Annotated in this window: 22 protein-coding genes and 2 pseudogenes; 6 read left to right on the top strand and 18 right to left on the bottom strand. The window is 73.0% G+C overall.

Annotated features, from left to right (window positions below; translation table 11 throughout):
- Positions 1–95 precede the first annotated feature (95 nt).
- The 4 genes from E1265_RS02375 to E1265_RS02390 all read right to left on the bottom strand — a co-directional run bounded on the left by E1265_RS02375 (position 96) and on the right by E1265_RS02390 (position 4,116).
- Positions 96–713: a hypothetical protein gene (locus E1265_RS02375; RefSeq protein WP_132928515.1), complete on the bottom strand. Its 618-nt coding sequence runs from the start codon at positions 711–713 to the stop codon at positions 96–98.
- A gap of 205 nt (positions 714–918) precedes the next feature.
- The gene (locus E1265_RS02380; RefSeq protein WP_132928551.1) at positions 919–1,584 is read right to left on the bottom strand and encodes a peptidoglycan recognition family protein; all 666 of its coding nucleotides are present in this window, start codon (positions 1,582–1,584) and stop codon (positions 919–921) included.
- A gap of 128 nt (positions 1,585–1,712) precedes the next feature.
- The gene (locus tag E1265_RS02385) at positions 1,713–2,621 is read right to left on the bottom strand and encodes a lysozyme (RefSeq protein ID WP_132928516.1); all 909 of its coding nucleotides are present in this window, start codon (positions 2,619–2,621) and stop codon (positions 1,713–1,715) included.
- Between the two features lie 292 nt (positions 2,622–2,913).
- Positions 2,914–4,116 (bottom strand): glycoside hydrolase family 6 protein, encoded by a 1,203-nt coding sequence (locus tag E1265_RS02390; protein ID WP_243740479.1) that lies wholly within the window; start codon positions 4,114–4,116, stop codon positions 2,914–2,916.
- Positions 4,117–4,796: 680 nt separating this feature from the next.
- Here E1265_RS02390 and E1265_RS02395 point away from each other — a divergent pair.
- The 3 genes and pseudogenes from E1265_RS02395 to E1265_RS02405 form a co-directional block, all read left to right on the top strand.
- Positions 4,797–5,966 (top strand): FxsB family cyclophane-forming radical SAM/SPASM peptide maturase, encoded by a 1,170-nt coding sequence (locus E1265_RS02395; protein WP_207930923.1) that lies wholly within the window; start codon positions 4,797–4,799, stop codon positions 5,964–5,966.
- A 138-nt stretch (positions 5,967–6,104) separates the two neighbouring features.
- Positions 6,105–7,214: pseudogene (locus tag E1265_RS02400) on the top strand (extracellular solute-binding protein); the annotation flags it as partial.
- Between the two features lie 10 nt (positions 7,215–7,224).
- A pseudogene (locus E1265_RS02405) lies at positions 7,225–7,542 on the top strand (ABC transporter permease subunit); the annotation flags it as partial.
- Here the strand turns inward: E1265_RS02405 and E1265_RS02410 are convergent.
- The 9 genes from E1265_RS02410 to E1265_RS02450 all read right to left on the bottom strand — a co-directional run bounded on the left by E1265_RS02410 (position 7,539) and on the right by E1265_RS02450 (position 17,026).
- Positions 7,539–8,144, bottom strand: a complete 606-nt coding sequence (locus E1265_RS02410; RefSeq protein WP_132928553.1) for a class I SAM-dependent methyltransferase — start codon at positions 8,142–8,144, stop codon at positions 7,539–7,541. The pseudogene E1265_RS02405 and the gene E1265_RS02410 sit on opposite strands and share 4 nt — an antisense overlap.
- A gap of 361 nt (positions 8,145–8,505) precedes the next feature.
- Positions 8,506–8,793 (bottom strand): DUF2087 domain-containing protein, encoded by a 288-nt coding sequence (locus tag E1265_RS02415; RefSeq protein WP_132928517.1) that lies wholly within the window; start codon positions 8,791–8,793, stop codon positions 8,506–8,508.
- 74 nt (positions 8,794–8,867) lie between these two features.
- Positions 8,868–10,508 carry an ABC transporter ATP-binding protein gene (locus tag E1265_RS02420; protein WP_132928518.1) on the bottom strand — a complete coding sequence of 547 codons (1,641 nt, stop codon included), beginning with the start codon at positions 10,506–10,508 and terminating at the stop codon, positions 8,868–8,870.
- A gap of 2 nt (positions 10,509–10,510) precedes the next feature.
- On the bottom strand, positions 10,511–11,689 hold the full coding sequence (locus E1265_RS02425; RefSeq protein ID WP_165953622.1) for a serine hydrolase domain-containing protein: 1,179 nt from the start codon (positions 11,687–11,689) through the stop codon (positions 10,511–10,513).
- A gap of 160 nt (positions 11,690–11,849) precedes the next feature.
- Entirely contained in the window at positions 11,850–12,368 is a 519-nt protein-coding gene (locus E1265_RS02430; RefSeq protein ID WP_132928520.1) for a GNAT family N-acetyltransferase, read from the bottom strand.
- 5 nt (positions 12,369–12,373) lie between these two features.
- Positions 12,374–13,543 carry an anhydro-N-acetylmuramic acid kinase gene (locus E1265_RS02435; protein ID WP_132928521.1) on the bottom strand — a complete coding sequence of 390 codons (1,170 nt, stop codon included), beginning with the start codon at positions 13,541–13,543 and terminating at the stop codon, positions 12,374–12,376.
- Positions 13,540–14,433 (bottom strand): ABC transporter permease, encoded by an 894-nt coding sequence (locus E1265_RS02440; protein WP_132928522.1) that lies wholly within the window; start codon positions 14,431–14,433, stop codon positions 13,540–13,542. The genes E1265_RS02435 and E1265_RS02440 overlap by 4 nt, the downstream gene beginning before the upstream one ends.
- Positions 14,430–15,401, bottom strand: coding sequence for an ABC transporter permease (locus E1265_RS02445; RefSeq protein WP_132928523.1), 972 nt, complete (start codon positions 15,399–15,401; stop codon positions 14,430–14,432). The genes E1265_RS02440 and E1265_RS02445 overlap by 4 nt, the downstream gene beginning before the upstream one ends.
- A 74-nt stretch (positions 15,402–15,475) precedes the next feature.
- On the bottom strand, positions 15,476–17,026 hold the full coding sequence (locus E1265_RS02450) for an ABC transporter substrate-binding protein (RefSeq protein WP_132928524.1): 1,551 nt from the start codon (positions 17,024–17,026) through the stop codon (positions 15,476–15,478).
- Positions 17,027–17,294: 268 nt separating this feature from the next.
- Between E1265_RS02450 and E1265_RS02455 the strand changes: the two genes are divergently transcribed.
- The 3 genes from E1265_RS02455 to E1265_RS02465 all read left to right on the top strand — a co-directional run bounded on the left by E1265_RS02455 (position 17,295) and on the right by E1265_RS02465 (position 20,005).
- The gene (locus E1265_RS02455; protein ID WP_243740480.1) at positions 17,295–18,143 is read left to right on the top strand and encodes a MurR/RpiR family transcriptional regulator; all 849 of its coding nucleotides are present in this window, start codon (positions 17,295–17,297) and stop codon (positions 18,141–18,143) included.
- 28 nt (positions 18,144–18,171) lie between these two features.
- The gene (locus E1265_RS02460; RefSeq protein ID WP_132928526.1) at positions 18,172–18,957 is read left to right on the top strand and encodes a glucosamine-6-phosphate deaminase; all 786 of its coding nucleotides are present in this window, start codon (positions 18,172–18,174) and stop codon (positions 18,955–18,957) included.
- Between the two features lie 187 nt (positions 18,958–19,144).
- Positions 19,145–20,005 (top strand): zinc-binding dehydrogenase, encoded by an 861-nt coding sequence (locus E1265_RS02465; RefSeq protein WP_243740481.1) that lies wholly within the window; start codon positions 19,145–19,147, stop codon positions 20,003–20,005.
- 19 nt (positions 20,006–20,024) lie between these two features.
- Here the strand turns inward: E1265_RS02465 and E1265_RS02470 are convergent, their stop codons facing one another.
- The 5 genes from E1265_RS02470 to E1265_RS02485 all read right to left on the bottom strand — a co-directional run bounded on the left by E1265_RS02470 (position 20,025) and on the right by E1265_RS02485 (position 22,645).
- Positions 20,025–20,210 carry a hypothetical protein gene (locus E1265_RS02470; RefSeq protein WP_132928527.1) on the bottom strand — a complete coding sequence of 62 codons (186 nt, stop codon included), beginning with the start codon at positions 20,208–20,210 and terminating at the stop codon, positions 20,025–20,027.
- 112 nt (positions 20,211–20,322) lie between these two features.
- Positions 20,323–20,448, bottom strand: a complete 126-nt coding sequence (locus E1265_RS40175; RefSeq protein ID WP_279571389.1) for a hypothetical protein — start codon at positions 20,446–20,448, stop codon at positions 20,323–20,325.
- Positions 20,445–21,218 (bottom strand): beta-galactosidase trimerization domain-containing protein, encoded by a 774-nt coding sequence (locus E1265_RS02475; protein ID WP_132928528.1) that lies wholly within the window; start codon positions 21,216–21,218, stop codon positions 20,445–20,447. The genes E1265_RS40175 and E1265_RS02475 overlap by 4 nt, the downstream gene beginning before the upstream one ends.
- A gap of 270 nt (positions 21,219–21,488) precedes the next feature.
- Positions 21,489–22,076: an extracellular solute-binding protein gene (locus tag E1265_RS02480; protein WP_165953623.1), complete on the bottom strand. Its 588-nt coding sequence runs from the start codon at positions 22,074–22,076 to the stop codon at positions 21,489–21,491.
- The gene (locus E1265_RS02485; RefSeq protein ID WP_165953624.1) at positions 22,073–22,645 is read right to left on the bottom strand and encodes an extracellular solute-binding protein; all 573 of its coding nucleotides are present in this window, start codon (positions 22,643–22,645) and stop codon (positions 22,073–22,075) included. Before E1265_RS02485 ends, E1265_RS02480 begins: the two co-directional genes overlap by 4 nt.
- Positions 22,646–22,858 lie beyond the last annotated feature (213 nt).

Raw genomic sequence — 22,858 nt, forward strand, 5'->3', positions numbered from 1 at the left:
AGACGGCCGCCCCATCCCCAACACCCCCGCAGGCGATCAGAACTTGCGATCGACCACGCTAAACAGTGGTGCGCGGCCCTTCCATGGCAGGTCTGTCACAAGTCAGTCAGGAGAAGCGCCTCCAGTCGGTGCGCGAAGTCACGCCAGTGGGCCCTCGCGTCCTCCGGCACATCCGGGCCCGGCTGGAGGATGCCAGCCAGGCGGGCCACCCGCCAGGTGCGGAACACAGCCGCCGGGGTGGTGAGGTCGCCGAGCAGCGCGCAGGACACCCGGAGCGCCTCGGCGATCGCCTCGGCGGGGTGGGCGGGGTCCGCGTGGGTCCGGGTGGTCGCGGCGGCTACCAGCGCGTGCAGGAAGGCGACTGTCTGAAGGTCCGCGCCCATCGTCACCATGCGGCGGATGACGGCGGCGTCGTCGGCGTCGAAGGGGTAGGGCTCGATGAAGCCCGACCACATCGCCAGGAACGGGGTGGCGTCGTGGTTCTTGTGCCAGCCGAGCTCGTCGACGATGCCCATCGTGTCGTCGCCGAAGCCGCCGACCTCCTGGATCAGGTTCAGCAACCGGCCGATCTCCGCCTGGCGGCCGGTGGCGAAGTCACCGACCGGCACGCGCGTTTCGCCGACGGCGGCGCCGAGGGCGACGATGCCGCCGAGCGGCGCGAAGATCTCGCGGGCGAGTGAGGACTCCGGTACGGGGGAGTGGAGCTGAGTCACCTGCATACTCTCCGCTGCCTGGCCAGGGCCACTGTTCATCCAGTTCATGAACGTGTCCATGGAGCCCCTGATCCCGACTGTCCCATCGTTGACGCCGGCCGGGTCGTCGGTGTTGTTGATGAACCGGTGACCGCGTCGAGGGGGCCTCCGTTCCCACCCGCGTGCGCGTGCGTGGTGCCAAGCGGCCCGCAGGGCCTCGGCTTCGTCAGCCGAGCGCGTCGGCCACCTCGTCGCGCAGCCGGGGCAGCATGTCGTGGAAGATCCCCGGGCACTGGGTGGAGTTGAAGTCCATGTGGCCGTAGAGCTCCGTCGGCGCGATGCCGTACTGCTGGCAGACGTAGGCGCAGAGCGTCACCAGGACGTCCCACTGGGCCGTGGGCGGCGTGGCGCCGTCGTGGTAGGCGCCCTCGTTGGCGATGCCGATGGCGCCGTAGTTCTGGCCCGACGTGTGGGCGCCGAGTACCAGGCCGTTGCCGGCCGTGAGGGTCCGCAGGCTCTCGTGACGGCCCTCGGTGATCCAGCCGCCGCGGCTGACCAGGAAGTGGTAGCCGGTGTCGATCCAGCGGTTGTCGTCCATGTGGAGGTCCTGGACCCAGTGGGCGTGGGCGTGGGCCTGGGCGCGGGAGAAGTCGTTCGTGTTGTCGCTGACCGTGTGGTGGACGATGATCTTGGTCGGCCGGTTGGTCAGCACGCTGATCGTGCCGCGGGCCGGGCGGGCGCCCCAGGTGGCGCAGCTGTCGATGTCTGGCTGCACGGCCGCCGAGCGGTCGGCGGCCGCGGGCGTGGCGGCGCTGGCCGTGCCGGCCATGGAGGCGGTGGCCGCTCCGGCGACGAGGCCGGCCGTGCCGGCGAGGAGGACGCGACGCCGCATGGGGTGGGTGGCACCGGACACGATGACTCCTTCGGGCGGGACGAGTGGGGGAGGAGCGGGTGTGGCGTGTGTGGTGTGGTGGAAAGGGAAGGGGGGCCGGCGGGTGGCCGGCCCCCCTTCGGTGAGGGTTACGGGGTGTTGTTCGCGAGGGCGAGCAGCCGGTCCCGCGAGCCGTTGAACTGGTTGCGGTCGACGTTGCCCGAGATGCCGCTCACCGAGCCGGTGCTGGTGTACTGCCAGACGGTGTGGACGCTGAAGCCGCCCGGCAGGGTCGGGCTGTTGGCGGTGGTCCAGTGGGCGACCCACAGGGGGCTCTGGCTGGCCATGCCGCTCCAGCTGCCGGTGCAGGTGTTCCACCAGCTGGGAGAGGTGTAGATCACGATGTCGCGGCCGGTGCGCGACTTGTATGTGTTGTAGAAGTCCTGGATCCAGCTCCGCATCTGGGAGGTGGACAGGCCGTAGCACTGGGAGCCGTAGGGGTTGGACTCGATGTCCAGGACGCCCGGCAGGGTCAGGTTGTCGGCGGACCAGGCGCCGCCGTTGGAGGCGAAGAAGTTCGCCTGGGTGGCTCCGCTTGACGAGTTCGGCAGCGCGAAGTGGTAGGCGCCGCGGATCACGCCCGCGTAGTAGGAGTTGGGGTAGTTGGTGTTGAAGTTCGGGTCCCGGTAGGTGGTGCCCTCGGTGGCCTTCATCCAGGCGAACTGGATGCCGGCGTTGCGCACCGAGGTCCAGTTGATGGAGCCCTGCCAGCGCGAGACGTCGATGCCCTGGACGCCGTCGGTGGGGGCGAGCGGGCTGATGATCTCCGAGTCATCGGCGATGGCGCCGCCCTCGTGCGCGAGTTCACCCGCGCCCATGAAGGCCTGTCCGGGCCGGAGTTCGCCGACCTCGAGGGTGGTGGGCTCGCCGGCCACGTCGTCGGCCGCGGCGGCGCTGCCGGTCGGCGCGATCAGCAGGGCGAGGGTGGCGGCGAGCACACCGCCGAGGGTCAGCCGCCCCAGACGGGGTCTGTGGGACCGGGAACTGCGGGACTTCATTACTGCTACCTCCTGGCACGTCATGAGATGTGTGGGGGCATGTGCCACAGCGTGGAGAAACGATCCGCCTGTGAACGGGGCAGGTTGGCGGAGCCGTTGAGCATTCTGTGTGGGGGTTCGTGGGGGTGTGCGCTCCCTGTGTTGGCGTGAGCGCGTCATTAGTGACGCATACAAACCCCGGACAGGTAAAGGGGGTTCGAGATCTCTCTGTGGTCCATACCGGTGGGCACCGCTCTGACCTGGGGCAACGGGCGTAGACTCCGGGAACTTTCGGACGTGGGAAGCGGGACCGTCAGTTCCCGCCGGCCAGTTCGAAGGCGAGATCGGGGGAGAAGGTGCCGGCCGTGGCGGCGCATCCGTCGGCCTCACCTGGGGGCTTGATCCATAGATACGCGTCTATGGCCGGGTCGCCCGTTTCGGTGGTCGGGGTCTGGCCGAGGCGTCGGCCGCCCGGGTCGCACCACTCGTCGCCGAGTGGACCGTTGCCGTTGCGGCTCGTGTCGATGACCGCCCCGAGTCCCGGATCGCCGAGTTCGGCCAGCACCGCCCTGGCGTAGGTCGCCTCGTGGCCGGTGGTGCGGAAGTTGGATATGTTCGTCGCTATGCCGTCGCCGTTCTCCAGGACGCCGGCGGCGGCGAGCCAGGAGGCCATGTCGGCGGGGGAGTGCCAGTTGGAGTGGCCGCCGTCGAAGTAGACCCTGGCCCGTGGGTTGGCCTCGTGGATCGTCGCGGCGGCGCGGCTCAGCGCCGCGAAGCGGGCGTCCCGCTGGGCTTCGGAGAGGCAGTCGGACAGCGCGATGGAGTCCGGTTCGAGGATGACGACCACCGGGCCGCCGCCGAGGCCGGCGGCGAAGTCCGCCATCCACGCGTCGTAGCTGTCGAGGTCGGGAGCGCCGCCAGCGGAGGCGCCGCCACAGTCCCGGTTCGGCAGCAGGTAGCTGACCAGGATGGGCACCTCGCCCGTCGCCTCGGCGGCGGAGGTGGTGTCGCGGACCTTGGCGGTGACGGACTCGGCGTCCGTGACCCAGACGCCCTGCGGCTGGCTCGCGATCCGCTCGGCGATCAGCCGTTGCCTGCCGTCGCCCTCGTTGTCGGCGATCCACTGCCGGACCTGGGCGTTCGGGTCGGCGAAGAAGTCGCCGGAGACAGGGCCCGGCCGCTCGCCGCCGCCCCCATCCGAGCCCCCGTCGGCATCGTCCCCCTGGCCGTCGGCTTCGGCGTCGTCGGCGGCGTCCGAGGAGTCGGGCGAGGGCGGCACCATGTCCTCGTCAGGGGCCGGCGCGCTCATCGACTCGTCGGGGCTCGGGGCCAGTGGGGAGGAGCGGGCCAGCGGCGACGCCCCGGGCGCGTCCGGCTCGCCGGGGCCCACGGCGCCGATGGTCACCACGATCGCCCCCGTGCCAAGAGCCAGCACCCCCGCCAGCGAGGCGCCGAGCAGGATCCGGGAGCGCGGGACGGGCGGGCGGCGGAAGTCCGGTGCCTTGGGAAGACGCACGAGCCGGGATCCTCTCACAGGGCCCACGGGCGACCGGGCCCGAATAGACGATGGTTCCCCGCCCCCGCGTACCGATCGCTGGCGCCGATCATGGCCCGCGCCCTGACCCGGCGTCAATGGGAATCGCCGACGATGGCGGGTACTCGCCCCGCTCGGGCCTGGGGCCCGATCCACGTCGGTCACGTCTGTACGCTGCGCGGCGGTTCGGCGCGCAGCGCCCCGTGCGACGGCCGGTACGAGGGCCCGCCGAGTTCATCCGCGCACCATCGAGTGGAAGGAACACACATGCCCGAACGCGAAGCGGACCTCGTACGGAAGGTCGCCCTGGCCGCCGCCGCGGTCGCCGCGGCCTCGGCCGTCACCGCCGGCACGGCCGGCGCCGCCACGGCCGCCGAGCCGACGTCGGCCGAGGTTGCCGAGGCGGCCACGGTCGCCCAGCAGGACAGCGCGCTCGGCGCCGTCCTCGGCCGGGTGGCGGCGAGGACGACACCGCCGGCACCCTGGGCATCTTCAACCGCTGACGACCACCACGACGACACGAGGGGCAGATGTGGAGGAGACACGAGCGAGGACCCGGCTGCCGGTCGTTCGGGTGAACGAACGGGCCGGCGAGTGGCCCACCCGGGACGTGACGGAGCAGGCGCTCCTCGATCCCACCTGGCGCCCTCTGCCCTTCGTTCGTGGAGTTCGCCCTCAAGTTCCACGGCCGGTGCAACCTGGCCTGCGACTACTGCTACATGTACGAGATGGCCGACCAGAGCTGGCGCGACAAGCCGGTGGCCATGTCCCGACGGACCATCGACCAGGTCGCCCTCCGGCTGGAGGAGCACCTGCGCGCCCACGCCACCGAGGTCGCCGGTGCCTCCGTCCGGATGCACGGCGGCGAGGCCCTGCTCGCCGGCGCCGACCAGTTCGCCCACGCCGCTCGCGCCTTCCGTGCCGCCACGCCGCCCGGCCTCTCGCTGAAGCTGGTCACCACCACCAACGGCATCCTCCTCGACGACGACCGGACGCTCGAGGCGCTGCACGAACACGAGATCGGCGTCACCGTCAGCCTCGACGGCGACCACGAGGCCCAGGACCGGCACCGCAGGTACGCGAACGGGCGCCGCAGCCACGACCTGGTGATGCGCGGCGTCGAGGCCCTTAACCGGCCCGCCTACCGGCACCTCCTCGAGATGGTGCTGTGCACCGTCGACCTGGAGAACGACCCGCTCACCACCTACGAGGCGCTGCGCGCCACCGGCGCGCCGGCCGTCGACTTCCTGCTGCCGCTCGGCAACTGGTCGGCCTCGCCGCCCGGTTGTACGGCCGGGGAGGGTGGCACCGCGTACGCCGACTGGCTGATTCCGATCTTCGACCGCTGGTACGGCACGGTGCCGGTACCGGCCGGCGTCCGGCTCTTCGAGAACATCATGGCCATGAGCCTTGGCGGCCGGAGCCGCAGCGAGGCCGTTGGACTGCTGCCGTTCCAACAGCTGGTGATCGAGAGCGACGGGAGCATCGAGCTCGGCGACGCGCTCAAGTCCGCCTACGAGGGTGCCCCGCACACCGGCCTCGACGTCTTCCGGAACTCGTTCGACGACGCGCGGCTGCTGCCCGGCGTCGTCGCCCGCCAGCGCGGCGTGGCCGGTTTCGCGCCGACCTGCGCCGGCTGTGCCGTCCGGGACATCTGCGGGGCGGGCGAGTACAGCACCCGCTACCGCGCCGGCGCCGGCTTCCTCAACCCCTCCGTCTACTGCGCCGACCTCGCCAAGCTCATCTGCCAGATCCGGGACCGGGTGCTGGCCGACGTCGCCCGGCTGCGGGACCACAGGGTCGTTACCGAGAGCGACCGATCGACACCGTGACATGACAACAAGCTGGCGTGGCACACCCTGAGCTGGGCAGTTGTTCCGAGCGGGCCGGCCGGAACCCCCGCCGCGCCGGCCAAGCCCGGACACGTGGCGTCACCCGGGCGGCGGACGGCAGAGTGGTCCAGGACGGCGATGTCCACCACCAGCTGGCGCCTGAGCCGGCGAGCCCTCGGCAGGCTGGCCGCCGCGGCCGCCGGCGGCCTGACGCTCGGCGCCTGCGCCGGGCGCCCCGACACCGCGTCCCCGGACGCGCCGCTGCGCATCACCGCCAACAACCACGTCTGGGCCGAGGCCATCAGGGAGCACTTCGGCGAGATCGAGGAGTGCATCGGCCGCCGGGTCGTCATGTCGATCCTCACCGTCGACCAGCTCGGCAACAGCTACAACGTCAACCTCAACGCGTCCGCCACCGACATCGACGTGATGATGCTGCGGCCGCTCCAGGACCTGCTGCTCTTCGCGCACAACGAGTGGGTCGCCGACCTCACCGACCTGGTCACCGACGACCCGGCCTACCACTGGGCCGACTTCCAGGCGGCACCACGCCAGCGCTGCACCGTCGACGACCGCGTGGTGAGCGTGCCCGTGGTCACCGAACGCCCCGCGCTCTACTACCGCAGGGACCTGGTCGCCGACCTCGGCGGGCCGCCGGCCACCCTGGACGAGCTGATGGTCATGTCGCTGGAGCTCGCCGACCGGCGCAACGACTTCTACGGCTACGTCGGCCGCGGCCAGCGCAACGGCGCCGTCAGCCAGTGGTCGAGCTTCCTCTGCTCCTTCGGCGGCGACTTCACCCGCGACGGCCGCTCCACCATCGCCGCCTACGAGTTCTACGGCGGGCTGCTGGAGCGCATCGGCCCGCCGGGCGCCACCAACATGACCCTGGAGCAGGCCATGCCCGTCTTCGCCCAGGGCAAGGCCGCCTTCTACGCCGACGCCGACGCGATCTACACCAACTTCCTCGACCCCACGATCTCCACCGTCCAGGACACCATCGGCTTCGCGCCCTTCCCGGCCGGACCCGCCGGCGCCCTCGGCTACAACATCCCCTCCTGGTCCCTGTCCATCAACGCCTTCTCGCTGCTGCGCGACGACGCGTGGGAGTTCGTCCGCTGGGCCACCAGCCCGGAGATGGTCGCCAGGATCCAGGCCGCCGGCATACCCGGCGCCCGCGAGTCCGCCTGGCCCGACGACGCCACCCTCGCCGCCTTCCCACCGGACCTCGCCGAGTCCATGCGGCTGGGCGGGGAGCTCGGCGCGGACCGACGGCCTCGGCGCGTTCGGCGCGTTCTGGCGGATCGCGCTGCCGCTGGCCGCGCCCGGCACCGCCACCGCCTCGCTGCTGGCGTTCGTCTTCAGCTGGAACAACTTCATGTTCGCGCTGATCTTCGCCGACGAGAGCACCCAGACCGTGCCGGTCACGATGTTCACCTTCATCTCCTACGCCGGCACCGACTGGAGCGGGCTGATGGCCGCCGCCACGCTGATGTCGGTGCCGGTCGTGCTGGCCGCCGTGCTCGGCCAGCGCTACCTGGTGGCCGGCCTCACCGCCGGCGCCACCAAGAGCTAGGGAGCGGCCCGGTACACCAGCAGATAGCGCCAGAACAGCAGGCGGCGGACGGTGGCGCCGGGCAGCAGCTCCGCCGTCCGCCGACGGATCTCCGGCAACGAGAGGTCCGCCGCCCGCACCGGCGCCTTCGGCGGGGCCGACCGGCCCCCGAGCCGGTCGGCGGCGCCCACCGCGAGCCGGGCCGCCGCGTTCACCGGCACGGCGGCCAGGGCCCACGCGTAGTCGGCCGGCGTCCGCTCCCGGTAGCAGCCGAGGATCGCCAGCACCCCGCCGGGCGCGAGCGTCTCGCGCAACCGGGCCACCGTCCCGAACGGCACGTGGTGGATGCTGGCCAGGCAGGAGACGAAGTCGTAGCGGCCGACCGGCAGCTCCATGGTGGTCACGTCCGCACGGACGAAACGGGGGCCCGCCGGGCCGGAACGCGCGGTGGCCTCCGCGATGACCTCGGCCGACGGGTCCACGGCGTCCACCGCGAGCCCGCGCTCCGCCAGCCGCCTGGCGAACCGCCCGGTGCCGCAGCCGACATCGAGCGCGTGGCGGGCGCCCGCCGGCACCCGCCGCAACAGCAGCCGGTGGTAGTGGTCGTTGTGATCGAACGGCATTCGCCGAGCCTAGGGCCTGTCTTTTGAATTTTCTGGATCAGCGAGCGGCGGATGGCTCCCCCAGCTGACGCTGGGAGGTGCCCTCATTCGCTGGCAAGGCGCCCCGCGCGGCGGAGGCGCATATCGACAGCAGCGCAGCTCGTACGTGGTCGTACTCGCGCGCGGTGTCCATATGCCGCTCCGCGGCGTGCGGTAACGCGGCCAGCCGGGATGCCTGGGGGTACCTCCCAGCCGCCAGGCTGGGGGCTCGTCGCGAGCCCGCGAAGATCCGGAAGACAGACCCGGGCCCTGCCCGGCCGGCACGGACCGTCATGTGCGGATGAACGCGGCGCCGGGGACGCGCGCCACGGACGAGGCCGCGTCAGGCGGCGCGCGGCGCCGGGGCCACCAGGTAGTGGCGGCCGTCGGGGCTCCGGGTCAGCCAGCCGTCGTCGACCAGGTAACGGCGCAGGGCCGCGCAGTCGTCGTGGACGCCGCGCAGCGCGTCGTTGACCTCGCGCTCGTCGTAGTCGCGGCCCGGCTCGAACAGGGTGTTGGCCAGGTGCTCGAGCAGCTGCCTGCGGCGGGCCGCCCGGCGGGGGATCGCGATCAGCCGCCCGCTCGCGAACAGCGCCTCGACCCCGTGCGATCCCGTCTGCCCGCTGCTCATCGGCTTCCCTTCCCTCGGTGGACGCGGGGGCCAAGCCTGCCAGCGGCGCCGGCCCTCCGCACCTCGTTTTCCGGCTACGCGGCGGTCAGGCCAGCGCCGGGGATCGCGGCCAGCAGCTCGCGGGTGTACGGGCTCTCCGGCGCCGCGAAGAGCCGGTCGGGGGTGCCGCTCTCCACGATCCGCCCCTCCCGCATCACGTGGACCTGGTGCGAGATCATCCGCACCACCGCCAGGTCGTGACTGATGAACAGGTAGCTGAGACCCAGCTCGCGCTGGAGCTCAGCCAGCAGTTCGAGGATCTGCGCCTGCACCAGCACGTCGAGCGCCGAGACGGCCTCGTCGAGCACCACCAGGTCGGGGGAGAGCGCCAGGGCACGGGCGATCGCCACCCGCTGTCGCTGGCCGCCGGAGAGCTCGTGCGGCAGCCGGTCGGCCATGTCGGCGGGCAGCGCCACCTGGTCGAGCAGCTCGACCACCCGCCGCTCCCGCTCCTTCGCGGTGCCGATGCGGTGCACCCGCAGCGGCTCCGCGATGGAACGCGCCACGGTGTAGCGCGGGTCGAGTGAGGCGTACGGGTTCTGGAAGACCGGCTGCACCCGGCGCCGGAAGGCGAACAGCTCCCGGCGGCCAAGCCCCGCCACGTCGGTGCCCTCGAAGAGCACCTGGCCCGAGGTCGGGCGTTCCAGACCAAGCAGCAGGTTGGCCGTGGTCGACTTGCCGGAACCCGACTCGCCGACGATCGACACCGTCTGACCGCGCGGAATGGTGAAGCCGACCCGGTCGACGGCGGTGAACCGATCCGCCGCGCCGCGGCCCGCCCCCCGGCCGCCCCGCACCGGGAACACCTTGGTCAGCTCGCGGATCTCCACCAGGTCGCGGGGCTCGGGCCCGTTGCCGGACGCCTTGACCAGCGAGGTGGAGGAGAGGCTGGGCGCCGCGTCGAGCAGCCGCCGGGTGTACTCGTGGCCCGGGGCGGCCAGGATCCGCGCCGCCTCCCCGGACTCCACGATCTCGCCCCGGTACATCACCGCGACGGTGTCCGCCCGCTCGGCGGCGAGACCGAGGTCATGCGTGATGAGCACCACGCTGGTGCCCATCTCCTCGGTGAGCGCGTCCAGTTGGTCGAGGATCCGGCGCTGCACCGTGACGTCGAGCGCCGAGGTGGGCTCGTCGGCGATCAGCAGCCTCGGCCGGCAGGCCAACCCCATGGCGATCAGGGCGCGTTGCCGCATGCCGCCGGAGAACTCGTGCGGGTACTGGTCGGCCCTGCGGGCCGGCTCCGGGATGCCGACCAGCTCCAGCAGCTCGATCACCCGCGCCCTGGCCGCTTTGCCCGTGGCACGGCCGTGCACCACCAGAGCCTCGGCTATCTGGTCCCCGATCCGCATCAGCGGGTTGAGGTTGGACATCGGGTCCTGCGGCACCAGGCCGATGCCGGCGCCGCGCACCGCGACCATCTGGCGCTCGCCGAGCTCCGCGAGATCCCGCCCCTCGAAGAGGATCCGGCCGCCCGTGACCCGCCCGCCGGGCGGCAGCAGCCGGTTGACGGCCGCCGCGGTCGTCGACTTGCCGGACCCTGACTCGCCGACCACGGCGACGGTCTGCCCGGCCGCGACGTCGAGCGAGACGCCCCTGACCGCCGGCACGTCGACGCCGCCGGTGCGGAACGAGACGGAGAGGTCGCGGATGGACAGAACGGGGGGTGGGGTATGCATGGTCACCTGTTTCGCGTGGCGCGCGTGTCGCGCGGTGGTGCGGGGTGTTTCGAGGCGGACGTCACGGCCTCGCCGGCCGCGGCGCGGGCCGCCGCCCACAGGCCGTCGGTCGGCACGGGCGGTCCGTCCGCCAGCAGACGGCAACTGGCCAGCGCCAGCGCGATGCCGCGGCCGGGCACGAAGCCGACCGCGCAGCCGGTGAATCCCGGATGGCCGAGCAGCACGAGCCGCTTGGCACGTTCGGCGCCGATGGTCAACTCGTAGCGCCTGAAGCCGAGGCTCTGGCCCGGGTCCGGCCCCGGTGTGAAGAACTCCTCGGCCACCTCGGGACGCCACAGCCGGTCGTGTTCGGCGTGGTCGGCCAGCGCGGCCGCGAACCCGACCAGGTCCTCCGGCGGCGCGAACAGGCCGGCGTGGCCCGAGACGCCGCCGAGCGCGTGGTGCGCGTTGCCGTCGTTGGGCTCGCCGACGACGGCCGACCGCCGCCAGCGGCCGAAGTCGGCCGCGCGGAACGGGACGGGGTAGGGCCGGCCGGTGTCCAGCATGGTCATCTCCGCGTCGTCGCCCCGGGCGCTGGTGGCGACCTCGCCCCCGGCGGGGCGGCCGTAACGGGTGGCAGCCAGGCCGAGTGGCTCCGTCACCAGCGCCCGCACGGCGGCGTCGAGCCGCTGCCCGGTCGCCGCCTCGACCACCTGGCCGAGCAGCATGAACCCGAGGTCGGAGTAGTGCCGTTCGCTTCTCGGCGGGTAGCGCAGCGGCAGTTCCGCGGCGTGCCGCAGCGCCGCGTCCCGATCGCCGCGCACGGCCGCGTACAGCGGCCACCACTCCCAGAGCCCGCCGCGGTGCAGCAGCAGGTCCCGGACGGTGACGGCGTCCTTGCCGCCGCCGGCGAAGCCCGGCACGAAGCGGCGCACCGGCTCGTCCAGCCCGACCAGACCGTCCGAGACGAGTCGGATCAGCGCCGTGCTGGTGCCAACGACCTTGGTCACCGACGCCAGGTCGTGATGGGTCGCCGTGGTCATCGGCGCCCCCTCCGGCGACCGTGTGCCGGCCGCGGCGGTGAGCAGGAGGCCGGGGGCGCGCAGCGCGAGCGCGACGCCGGGCGGGGGCGCGGCGCCGTGCGGTGCGGTGGCCGGCACCTCGGCGATGAGCCGCCGCGTGGCGAGCAGCAAAGCGTTCACCGTGAACTCCCTGCCAGGACCGGCCGCGACCACCCACCGCCCCGGCCAGGCAACCGGACCACACACGGCGACAAACCGCCGGGCCCACCGGCGGCGCGGCCCGCCGCCGGGGTGGCGCCTACGGCAGCTTCGGCGCGGAGCGCGGAGGTGGTGGCCGCCGTCATGAGCGTGCTCCCGCGTTCAGCGCGTGCGTCAGGCGGAGCTCCGGTTCGCCGAACTCGCCCTGGACGTGGGTTGTGCCGTCCTCGCGCCAGCCCTGGGAGCGGTAGAAGGCGCGCGCCGGCTCGTTGGCGCGGAACGCCCACAGGTGGGCCTCGGCGGCGCCGGCCGCCCGCAGCGCGGCGGTGGCGGCGTCGAGCAGGCCGGCGCCCACGCCCCGGCCCTGGGCGCGTGGGCCGACGTAGAGCGAGTTGACGAGTCCCGTGCCGCCGTCCTCGGCCAGCGAGAAGCGGGTGACGCCGAGGATCTCGCCCGAGCCCGCCGCCGAGGCGACCCGCACCTCGCCGGGCGCCGCCGCGGCCAGCGCCGCGCGCCACAGCGCGGTGGCGCGCTCCGGGGTCATCGCGGCCACCAGCGCCGGCGGCAGCACCGCCGGGTAGCTGTCGTGCCAGCAGCCGAGGAAGACCGAGACGACGCCGTCCAGGTCGGCGGCGGTGGCGGGGCGGAGCACGCGGGGCACGGGCGTCACGGCGCGCTCAGCGTCAGCGCCTTCGGCGGCGTGGCGAGCGGCGCCGGCAGCGTCAGCGGTCCGGTGCCCGGGGTGAGGCTGCCGAGCACGCGCGGCGCCCGCGCGCCGGTGCCGGCGGGGGAGGAGCCCGGCAGGCCGTGCGCGGTGCACCAGCCGATCAGGGCGAAGGCGATGGCCTCCTTGTCGTCGGCCGGCGCGCCGAACTCGTCGGAGGCCAGCACCCGCACCCCTGGCAGCGCGGCCCGCAGGCCGCCCATCAGGACCGGGTTGCGGCAGCCGCCGCCGGAGGCCACCAGGGTGTCGACCCCGGCGGCCAGCACGTCGCGGGCCACCGTGCGAACCGTCAGTTCCGTGAGGGTGGCGACCAGGTCGGCCGAGGTCGGTTCGACGCCGGCCAGGGCCGCGGCGCGCGCCGGGTAGTCGCCGTGGAAGTGCTCCTTGCCGGTGCTCTTCGGCGGCGCGAGGCGGTAGTAGGGGTCATCGAGCAGGACCGCGAGCAGCCGCTCGTCGACCGTGCCCGAGGCGGCGATCCGGCCGTCCTCGTCGTAGCCGGCCGGGTGCAGGCCCCGCGTGGCGACCACCGCGTCGATCAGCGCGTTGGCCGGGCCGATGTCGTAGGCGTACAGGTCGGAGGGGCCGCGCAGCACCGTCATGTTGGCGATGCCGCCGAGGTTGAGCGCGGCCGGGGTGCCGCCGAGCCCGGCGAGCAGCAGCCCGTCCAGGTAGGAGACGAGCGGCGCGCCGTGGCCGCCAGCCGTGATGTCACGGATCCGCACGTCGGAGAGGACCGGCACGCCCGTGCGCTCGGCGATCCAGGCGGGCTGCCCGATCTGCAGGGTGCCGAGGGCCTCGCCGCCCGACACCCAGTGGAAGACCGTCTGGCCGTGCGACACGATCAGGTCGACGGGGCCCGCCGCCGCGACGCTGGCCGCCGCGACGGCCGCGAACTCCTGCCCGATCAGGGTGTCGAGTTCGCAGATCTCGGCGAGGCTGGTGGCGGCCGGTGGCAGCGCCGCCGTGAGCCGCTTGCGCAGTTCCGCCGGGTAGGGGGTGCTCGCGGTGTGCGCGACGGTGCCGTGCAGGGTGTCGCCGGCCAGCGCGTAGTCCACCAGCGCGACGTCGATCCCGTCGTGCGAGGTGCCGGAGATCATGCCAAGGACCCTCATCGGGCGCGTCCTCCTCGGTTGCGTGGGTCGAGCGCGTCGCGCAGGCCGTCGCCCAACAGGTTGAGACCGACGACCAGCAGCACGACGGTGACACCCGGGGCGATCATCGTCCAGGGGGCGATCTCCACCAGCGTGCGCGCCTCGAAGATCATCGAGCCGAGCGAGGGGGCGGGCGGCGGCGCGCCGAGGCCGAGGAAGCTCAGGGACGCCTCGGTGAGCACCGCCCAGGAGAGCGAGAGCGTCACCTGCACGAGCACGATGGACCCGATGTTCGGCAGCACGTGCCGCAGCAGGATCGCGATCCGGCCCTGGCCGGTGCTGGTGGCGGCCCTGACGTACTCGATCTCGCGCAGCGAGAGCACCGGGCCGCGGATGACGCGGACGAAGATCGGCGCGTAGACGACGGCGATGGCGACCGCGATGGTGAACCAGTTGCGGTCGAAGACGGAGGCCAGGGCCAGGGCGAGCAGCAGCGGCGGGAAGGCGAACAGCACGTTGGTCAGGCCGCCGATCGCCGTGTCGGCGAAGCCCCGGAAGAAGCCGGAGACCAGGCCGCCCACGGTGCCCACCACCGTGGCGAGCGCCACCGCCACCACGGAGATCAGCATCGAGTTGCCCACCCCGGTGGCCACCCGCGAGAACACGTCGCGGCCGAACTGGTCGGTGCCGAAGAGGTGGTCGCCCGAGGGCGAGAGCAGTCGGTTCGGCGGGTCCTGGGCCACGGGGTCGTGCGGCAGCAGCCCGGTGAACGACAGCAGCCCGGCGACGGTGAGCAACACGACGAGCACCAGGCCGATGACGCCGCTCGGGCTGCGCAGCACCGCCCGCAGCCTGCCCGCCCGGCGCCCGGTCGGCACCGCGAGGGGCGCGGTTCGCGTGAGATCGGTCATGCGGCACGCACCCTCGGGTCGATCAGCCGGTAGGCCAGGTCGGTCAGCAGGTTGACGAGGACGAACGCGGCGGCGATCACCAACACCGTGGACTGCACGAGCGCGTAGTCCTTCTGCTGGATGCCGAGCAGCACCTGGCGCCCGATGCCGGGCACCGAGAACACCTGCTCCACCACGACGGCCCCGCCCAGCAGATAGCCGAACTGGAGACCGACCATGGTGACGATCGGCACCAGCGCGTTGCCCAGCACGTGCCGGACCTGGAGCCGCCGTGCGCCGACGCCCTTGGCGCGCGCGGTGCGGACGAAGTCGTGGGAGCGCACCTCGAGCACCGCGGTGCGGGTGGTGCGCATGATCGGCGCGGCGATGCCGAAGCCCAGCACGAGCGAGGGCAGCAGCATCTGTTGCAGGTTGAGCGCCGGATCCTCGAACAGGGGCGCGAACGCCTTGCCGTTGGGGTTGAAGCCGAGGGAGGAGGCCAGCACCGAGAGCAGGGTGGTGGCCAGCAGGAAGGCCGGGATGGACAGGCCGGCGAGGCCGACCAGCTGCCCGGCGGCGTCGCGCGGCGAGTCCGGCCTGGACGCCGAGAGCATGCCGAGCGGCACGCCGATGAGCAGCGCGAGCAGGATGGCGAGGACCGCGAGCTCGAAGGTGATGGGCAGCGACGCCAGCGTCAGGTCGAGCACGCTCTCCTGGGAGCGGGTGGAGTAACCGAGGTTGCCCGTCAGGAGGTTACCGAGCCAGGAGAAGAACTGCAGAACGAGCGGCTGGTCGATGCCGTAGTACGCCTCCAGGTCGGCCCGCTGCTCGGGCGTGAGCGCCGCGGCCTCGGTGCCGAGGGCCGCGGTGATCTGGTCGCCTGGGATGGCCCGCAGCAGGACGAAGACGAAGACGGCGACGCCCAGCAGGGTCGCCAGGGAGGCGACGGCGCGCCGGGTCAGCGGATGGTGGATCAGGGTGCGGAGCATGGTTGCGCAGACTTTCCCGCCGCGTGGGCGCGGCTCAGGGCCGCCGGGGCCCCGGGGCCGCGCCCCGCCGCGGACTAGGAGGTGAGGGCCGTCGTGCGGAGGAACCGCAGCGAGCCGTTGGGCATCGGCGTGTAGCCCTGCACCGACGAGGTCGTCGCCGTGTAGCTGTAGCTGGTGAACAGCCAGATCCAGGCGGCGTTGTCCTCCAGGTGGTCGGAGATCTGGTGGTAGATCTCGCGGCGATCCTCCGGGTCCTCGATGGCCCGGCCCTGGGCGAACAGGTCGTCGAGCTCGGGCGAGCTGTAGCCCGCCACCGGGTTCAGGTTGCCGTCGCTGGTGAAGTACCGGCCGTACATGCCGTGCGGGTCGGGGTTGCCGCCGTTCAGCGCGACCGCCGCGTCGAAGTCGCCGGCCACCCAGCGGTCGACGTAGGCGCCGGACTCGAGCACCTCGAGCTCCAGGGTGATGCCGGCCTCGGCGAGCTGGGCCTGGAGGTTCTGCGCCTCGTTGACGGAGGTCGCGTACTCGCCCTGGGAGACGATGGTGTTGATCGTGAGGTCCGACACCCCCGCGTCCTCCAGGTACTGGGCCGCCTGGTCCAGGTCACGCTCGGGGCAGGGGCGCGCCTGCGGGTCGGAGCGGTAGGCCGGGGAGGTGATCGGCCCGGTGACCTCGCCCTCGCCGAGGGCGGCCGTGTCCAGCACCTCCTGCCGGTCGATGGCGCACTGGATGGCGAGGCGCACGTTGCGGTCGGCCAGGTCGCCGCGCCGCGCGTTCAGCATCAGCGTGTGGTAGCTGAGCTGCGCCGTGGCCTCCACGGTGACGTCGCCGGTCTCGGCGGTCTGCGCGACCAGCGGGTCGTCGAAGACGGCCATCTGGACGTTGCCCGACTGGAGCGCGGAGACGATGGCCGACTCGTCGGGGATCACCCGGAACTCGACGCTGGCCAGCGCCGCCGGGTAGCCCCAGAACTCCTCGTTCCTGACCAGGGTGACGGACTGGCTTGAGACCCGGTTGTCGAAGGTGAAGGGGCCCGTGCCGTTCGGCTGGGTGTTCAGCTCCTCCTCGGTGTCGTCGGAGGAGAGGATCGCCATGTTGACCGAGGCCAGGTTGGCCGGCAGCGAGGCGTCGGGGCTGTTGAGGTTGAGCACCACCGTCGTCTCGTCCGGGGCCTCGACCGACTCCACGGCCGCCAGCGAGGCGGCGGCCACGGCCGCGGTCTCCTCGGCCATGATGCTCTCCAGCGAGAACACCACGTCCTCGGAGTCCATGGCGCTGCCGTCCTGGAAGGTGACCCCGGAACGCAGGTGGAAGGTGAGGGTGCTGCCGTCCTCCGAGGTCTCCCACTCCTCGGCGAGGCCCGGCACCACCGACATGTCGGAGTCGAGCTCCGTCAGCGTGCCGTAGATGTTCTGCAGCACGTTCACCGCCTGGAACTGGGTGGCCGTCCAGGGGAAAAGCGTGTCGGGGTCCGAGGTCACGCCGATGACGAGGTCGCCGCCCCCGGCGGGCGCGGCGCCGTCGGACGAGCCGGAGTCCGAGCATCCGGCGAGCACGAGCGAGAGCGCCGTGGCCCCGCTCAGCGTCGCCAGCGTGCCGCGGGCTATCCGCTTTCTCTGTGACATGAGCTTCCTCAAAGCTGTGGGGTGTTACTCAGCCGCGCGTGGAGTGGAGACGACGTGTGGAGTTTGACACCAAGACGCCTGCGAAGCGGGGCTGGCAGAAACTTACCTTCAAGGAATCCGTGGTGTAAATATGTTCCCTGGTGGGCACGGGAGTTGCCTCAGTCCCGCTACGGTGGGTCGGCGCACGGTTACGGGCGCCGGAACGGAAGGAACGACCGTGGGCCACGATGCCATTGAACGACCCGATTCCCGAACGGTGTTGGTGCGAATGCGCGCGGCGCTCCCGGCGCTGCGGCCCTCCGAGCGGCGCATCGCCCAGGCATTCCTCGACAGCCCGGCCGACTCGGCGCTGCTCTCCATGGCCGACCTCGCCGAGCGCTGCGGCACCTCGCCGACCTCCGTGGTCCGCTTCTACCGCCGCATCGGATACGCACACTACCGGGACCTGCGCATCGACGTCGCTCGGGAGGCCACCCGCGAGAAGCTGGCCCACGCCGAGCTGCCGGCCGTCTCCGGCGACATCGACCGCGACGACACCCTGGACCAGATCGTCTCCAAGGTGGCGCTCAACGAGACCCTGTCGATATCCGACACCATGAACGCCCTCGACCGCGGGGCGCTCGCCAGGGCCGTGCGGCTCGTCGCCGGCGCCCGCCGGGTGGACGGCTTCGGCGTCGGCGCCAGCTCCTTCGTCAGCCTCGACCTCCAGCACAAGCTGGTCCGCATCGGCCGCACCGCCCTCAACTGGCGCGACTCGCACGCCGCCAGGACGGCGGCGGCCACCCTGGACGACTCGTGCGTCGCCATCGCCATCTCGCACTCCGGAACCACCATTGACACCGTCGAGTTCGTCACCATCGCCCGCCAGGCAGGCGCGTCGACCGTCGCCATCACCAACCACGGACGCTCCCCACTGGGCGAGGTGGCCGACGTGGTGCTCACGACCGCCGCCCGGGAGACCCGGTTCCGCTCCGGGGCGCTGGGCAGCAGGATCGCCCAACTCATGGTTGTCGACTGCCTCTTCACCGGAGTGGCGCAAACCTCGTACGACGCCTCCATGGCGGCGTTGCGCAACACCTACGCCGCGGTCCACTACCGAACCGTGGACGAGACCTGAACACCGCGAGACGCAGAACGGAAAATCCATGACAGAGGTCGTCATCGTGTCCGACGCGGCCGCCGGCGGCGAGCTCGCGGCCCGCGCCATGCTCGCCGCCCTCGACGCGCGACCCGACGCCGTGCTCGGCCTTGCCACCGGCTCCACCCAGCTGCCCGTCTACCGGGCGCTCGCCGAGCTGATCGCGCGCGAGCGGCGGGACGTCAGCCGGGTGAGCGCCTTCGCCCTCGACGAGTACGTCGGCCTGCCAGGAGACCACCCGGGGAGCTACCACTCCTACGTGGCCCGCGAGGTCACCGGGCCCCTCGGCCTCGACCCGCGCCTGGTCCACGTGCCGGACGGCGACCCCGAGCGGGCGCCGTCCGTGGGCGAGGAGTACGAACTGGCCATCGAGGCCGCCGGCGGCGTCGACGTCCAACTGCTCGGCATCGGCACCGGCGGTCACCTCGGTTTCAACGAGCCCGGTTCCTCGTTCGGCTCCCGCACCCGCGTCAAGACCCTCACCGAGCGCACCCGCCGCGACAACGCCCGGTTCTTCGCGACGCCCGACGAGGTGCCGCTGCACTGTGTGACCCAGGGCATCGGCACCATCCTGCGGGCCAGGCACCTGCTGCTGCTCGCGTTCGGCACGGCCAAGGCGGCGGCCGTCGCCGCCGCCGTCGAGGGGCCGCTCACCGCGAGCCACCCCGCCTCGGCCATCCAGCTCCACCCGCACGCCACCGTCATCGTCGACGAGGCGGCGGCCGGCCGGCTCGCCAACCTCGACTACTACCGGCACGCCTGGGCGAACAAGCCGGCCTGGCAGGGCATCTGAACCGCCGGGTGGCGAGCCCCCGCGAGCCCGCACTTGACCTCAATCGCACTTGAGGTCCGAGCCTTGTCGCATCGCACCAAGACAGGGAGACGACAACGATGCGGGTGGCACAGGTGACGAGGTTCGGCGGGCCCGAGGTGATCGAGACGGCGAGCTGCCGGATCCCGTTCCGGGCCCGGGCCAGGTGGTGATCGAGGTCGCCGCCGCGGACACGATCTTCGTCGAGACGCAGATCCGCGCGGGCTGGAACGCCGACCACTGGGGCATGGTCCCGCCCTACGTGCCCGGTGGCGCGGTGGCCGGCGCCGTCGCCGCGACCGGCCCTGGCGTGGACCCGTCCCTGACCGGCCGCGCGGTCGCCGCGCACACCCGGCCGGCCGGCGGCTACGCCGAGCGGGCCCTGGTCCCGGTCGAGGCCCTCATCCCGCTCCCGAGCGGCCTCGACCCGGAGACGGCCGCCGCGCTCATGCACGACGGCCCGACCGCCCTCGGCCTGCTCGCCGGCGCGGACGTGCGGGCGGGCGAATCGGTGCTGATCCTGCCCGCCGCCGGTGGCGCGAGCAGCCTGCTGGTCCAGTTGGCGAAGGCGGCCGGCGCCCGGGGCACGGGCGCCGCTCGCGGCAGGCGCAAGCTGGACGCCGTACGCGAGCTGGGCGCCGACGCCGTCGTCGACTACTCCGAGCCCGGCTGGCTCGACGGCCTCAGCGCCGACGTGATCTTCGAGGGCGTGGGCGGCGAACTCGGCGCCAGCGCCCTGCGCGCCGCCGCGGACGGCGCGCGGGTGGCCGCGTTCGGAGCGCCGAGCGGCGACTTCGCGGCGCACGACCCGGCGGAGCTCGAGCGCCGCGGCATCCGGCTCTCCGGCATCCAACAGGTGCAGTTCACCCCGGAGCGGCTCAGGGAGATCACCGCCAGGGCCCTGGCGGAGGCGGCTGTCGGCCGCCTCCGCCCGCTGATCGCCCAGCGCCTCCCCCTGGAGCGCGCCGCCGAAGCACACGCGGCGATCGAGTCGCGCGGCGTCGTGGGCAAGACCCTGCTGGTGCCGTAGACCCAGGCTGGGTCAGGACCTAGTCGTTGGTCGCGGTGCGCCCGAGGATGGCGGCGTGTTCGAGCACGTCCTCCAGGGGGTCGTCGATCTGGCCGGTCTGGATCAGGCCGACCCGCGGCCCGATCGAGGTGGTTCCTGAGTAGTGCTCGTCCGCGCTCGCCGCGCCCGCGCCCAGCGCCGCCGCTCCGAACGTCGCCGCCGCCATCGCCGGCCACCGCGCCCAACGCCTCATGTCTCGTGCCCTTTCTCTGCTTACCGCCCTTACCTTTCGTTCATCACGGAAACGTCCCAGAAGGTTACGGCTTCAGCAGGTCGTATTACTGTGCGTCAGGTGAGCGCCCCTCGGGCAGCACCGCGACCTGGTAGGGGGCGAGCCGCAGCCGTCCGCCGTCCGCCGGCGCGCCGCCCAGCAGGTCGGGCCCGACGCCGGCCGGCAACGTCACCTCCCGGGCCAGCTCCGTGTGGTGAGCAGGAAGAGGTGGTCCGTACCGTCCTCGGCCCGGCGCCTGACCGCCTCGACGCCCTCCGGGGTGTCGAGCACCGGGACGACGCCCGCCAGCCGCGCCGCGTCCAGCAGCACCGCGCTCATCGTGGCCTCGTCGGGCGAGGTGCCCAGGTAGGTCGCGGAACCGGCGCCGAAGCGGTGCCGGGTGGCCGCGGCCCGGCCCCGGTACTCGCCCTCGGTGTACTCGGCCAGCGCCTCCGCGCCGTCCAGCACGATCACGTCCTGCCACTCGCCGGCGACGCCCGGCCGGCCGGCGTGGCTGAGCCCGCGCGTCTCCTCCGGCTGCAGCGGGCTGAACTCCTCGACCAGCAGCCGCAGCAGCTCCCGGAAGGCCCCTGGGTGGCCGCCCGCCCTGACCCGGTCATGCTCGTCGACGATGCCGCTGAAGTACGACATCACTGGCCGCGTCCCGCACGAACTCGTCAGGTTCCGGGCGCCCGGGTCGTCCACCAGGTAGAGGCTTGGCACCACCAGGCGGTAGCGGCCCAGGTCGGCGCGCGGCGAGACGAAGTCGACCGGGATGTTGGCGTGCCACAGCGGCCGGTGGTGCGCCAGCACCCGGGCCTTGAAGTCCAGGTCGACCGACGGGTGCCCGGGCAGCTCGACGGCCCACCAGCTCTCCCAGTCCCACACCACGGCCGTCTCGGCCGCCACCCGCCCGCCGGCCACCCCGGCGAGCCGCGGCAACTCGTCGCCCAGCTCGCGCACCCGGGAACAGCCGGCGTGGTGCGGAGGTCCTCACGAGTCCACCCCCCCCGCTGGGGGGCCCGCATCTGGCCGTAGCTGACGCCGAACGCGACGACGGCCAGGCTGCCCGCGATGGCCGCCCGGGAAGAGCGCGAGGAACGGGGCGAGGAAGGTCCAGCCGAAGGTCCAGCCGTGGCCGGTCTGCCGGCCGAGCCGGCCGGCCCGCACGTGGCGGCCCGACCCGGGCGGGACGGGGGGCGCGGCCCTGTCGTTCGGGATGGGTGGCGGTGCTCATGCGGTCACGCTCAACCCCTTCTGCTCCAGGGCGGCCACGGTGTCGCGCTGGGTGCTGTGCAGTGCGTCGCGCAGCGGTCGGCCGTCGCTGAGCGCGGCGGCCGCCGCGTCGATGAAGTCGTCGCGGACCTGGTCCATGGTCGGGCCCCAGGTCGTGACGCGGGTGTGGGCCGTCGCCTCGCGGAAGACGCCGTCGATCGGGCGCCCGCCGACCGCCTCCTGGGGGCGGGAGACCGCCGGGCGCGCCTGCCCCGCCAGGGAGGCGGGGAAGGGCGCGGCGTGCTCGGGGTCGACCAGCAGGTCGGCCGCGTCCGGATCGGTGTTGAGCCAGGCGGCGAACTTGACGGCGGTCGCGGCGTGTCGGCTGCCAGTGACGACGGCCGTCGACGAGTCGCCCCAGAAGCCGGAGGACGGCCGGTCGGCCTCGACGCTCGGCAGCGGGGCGACCCGCCAGGTTCCGTCGGGCGTGATGGGCGGGTACGAGGCGAGGGTGCCGACGCCCCAGGCGGGGCCGAGCCAGGCGGCCAGCGTGCCGTCCTGCAGCGCGCTGTGCCAGGCGGGGTTCCAGAGCTGGCTGGTCGTCACCAGGTCCTTCGGCGAGCAGTTCGGTCCAGAAGTTGGCGGTCTCGACGGACGGCGCGTCGTCGATGTCGACGTGCCAGCTCTCGCGCTCGGTGGAGAACCAGCGGGCGCCGCGGGCCGCGGCGAGCGAGGCGCACCAGAAGGCGTCGCCGGCCGGGTAGGCGGTCAGATAGCGGTCGCGGTCGGCGGCGCTCAGCGCGGCGGCGGTGTCGCGGAACTCGTCCCAGGTGTGGGGGGACGGTCAGGCCATGCGCGTCGAAGACGTCTTGGCGGTAGTACATGGCCATCGGTCCGATGTCCTGGGGGATGGCCCAGCCCCGGTCGTCGATAAGCACCTGCTGCCAGGCGGACGGCATGAACTCGGGTTCCAGCGCGGTCGCCTGGGCGGTGATGTCCTCCAGGTAGCCGGCGACGGCCAGCGTGGTCAGGTTGTTGTAGTCGACCTGGACCAGGTCGGGTGCGCCGGTGCCGGCCACGAGCGCCGAGGAGAGGCGTTGGAAGATCCTCACCTGGCCGGCGGGCGTGGAGAGTTCGACGTGGACGTCGGGGTGGGTGCTGTTCCACAGGTCCACGGCCTGGCCGATGTCGGCCCAGGCCCGAACTGGAGCGTGACGGGCCCGGATCCGGACCGCTCCGAGCCCGACCGGGAGCAGGCGGTGGTGGCCGCCGTGCCGGCCGAGGCCAGCGCGAGGAGCAGGCCGAGGGCGCGTCGTCGGGATGGGTGGGGGAAGTGCGTGGGGAAGCGGCTGCTGGGCACGGCGTCCTCCGGTCAGCGGACCGACCTG

Source organism: Streptomyces sp. 8K308 (assembly GCF_004348315.1).
GTDB lineage: Bacteria > Actinomycetota > Actinomycetes > Streptomycetales > Streptomycetaceae > Streptomyces.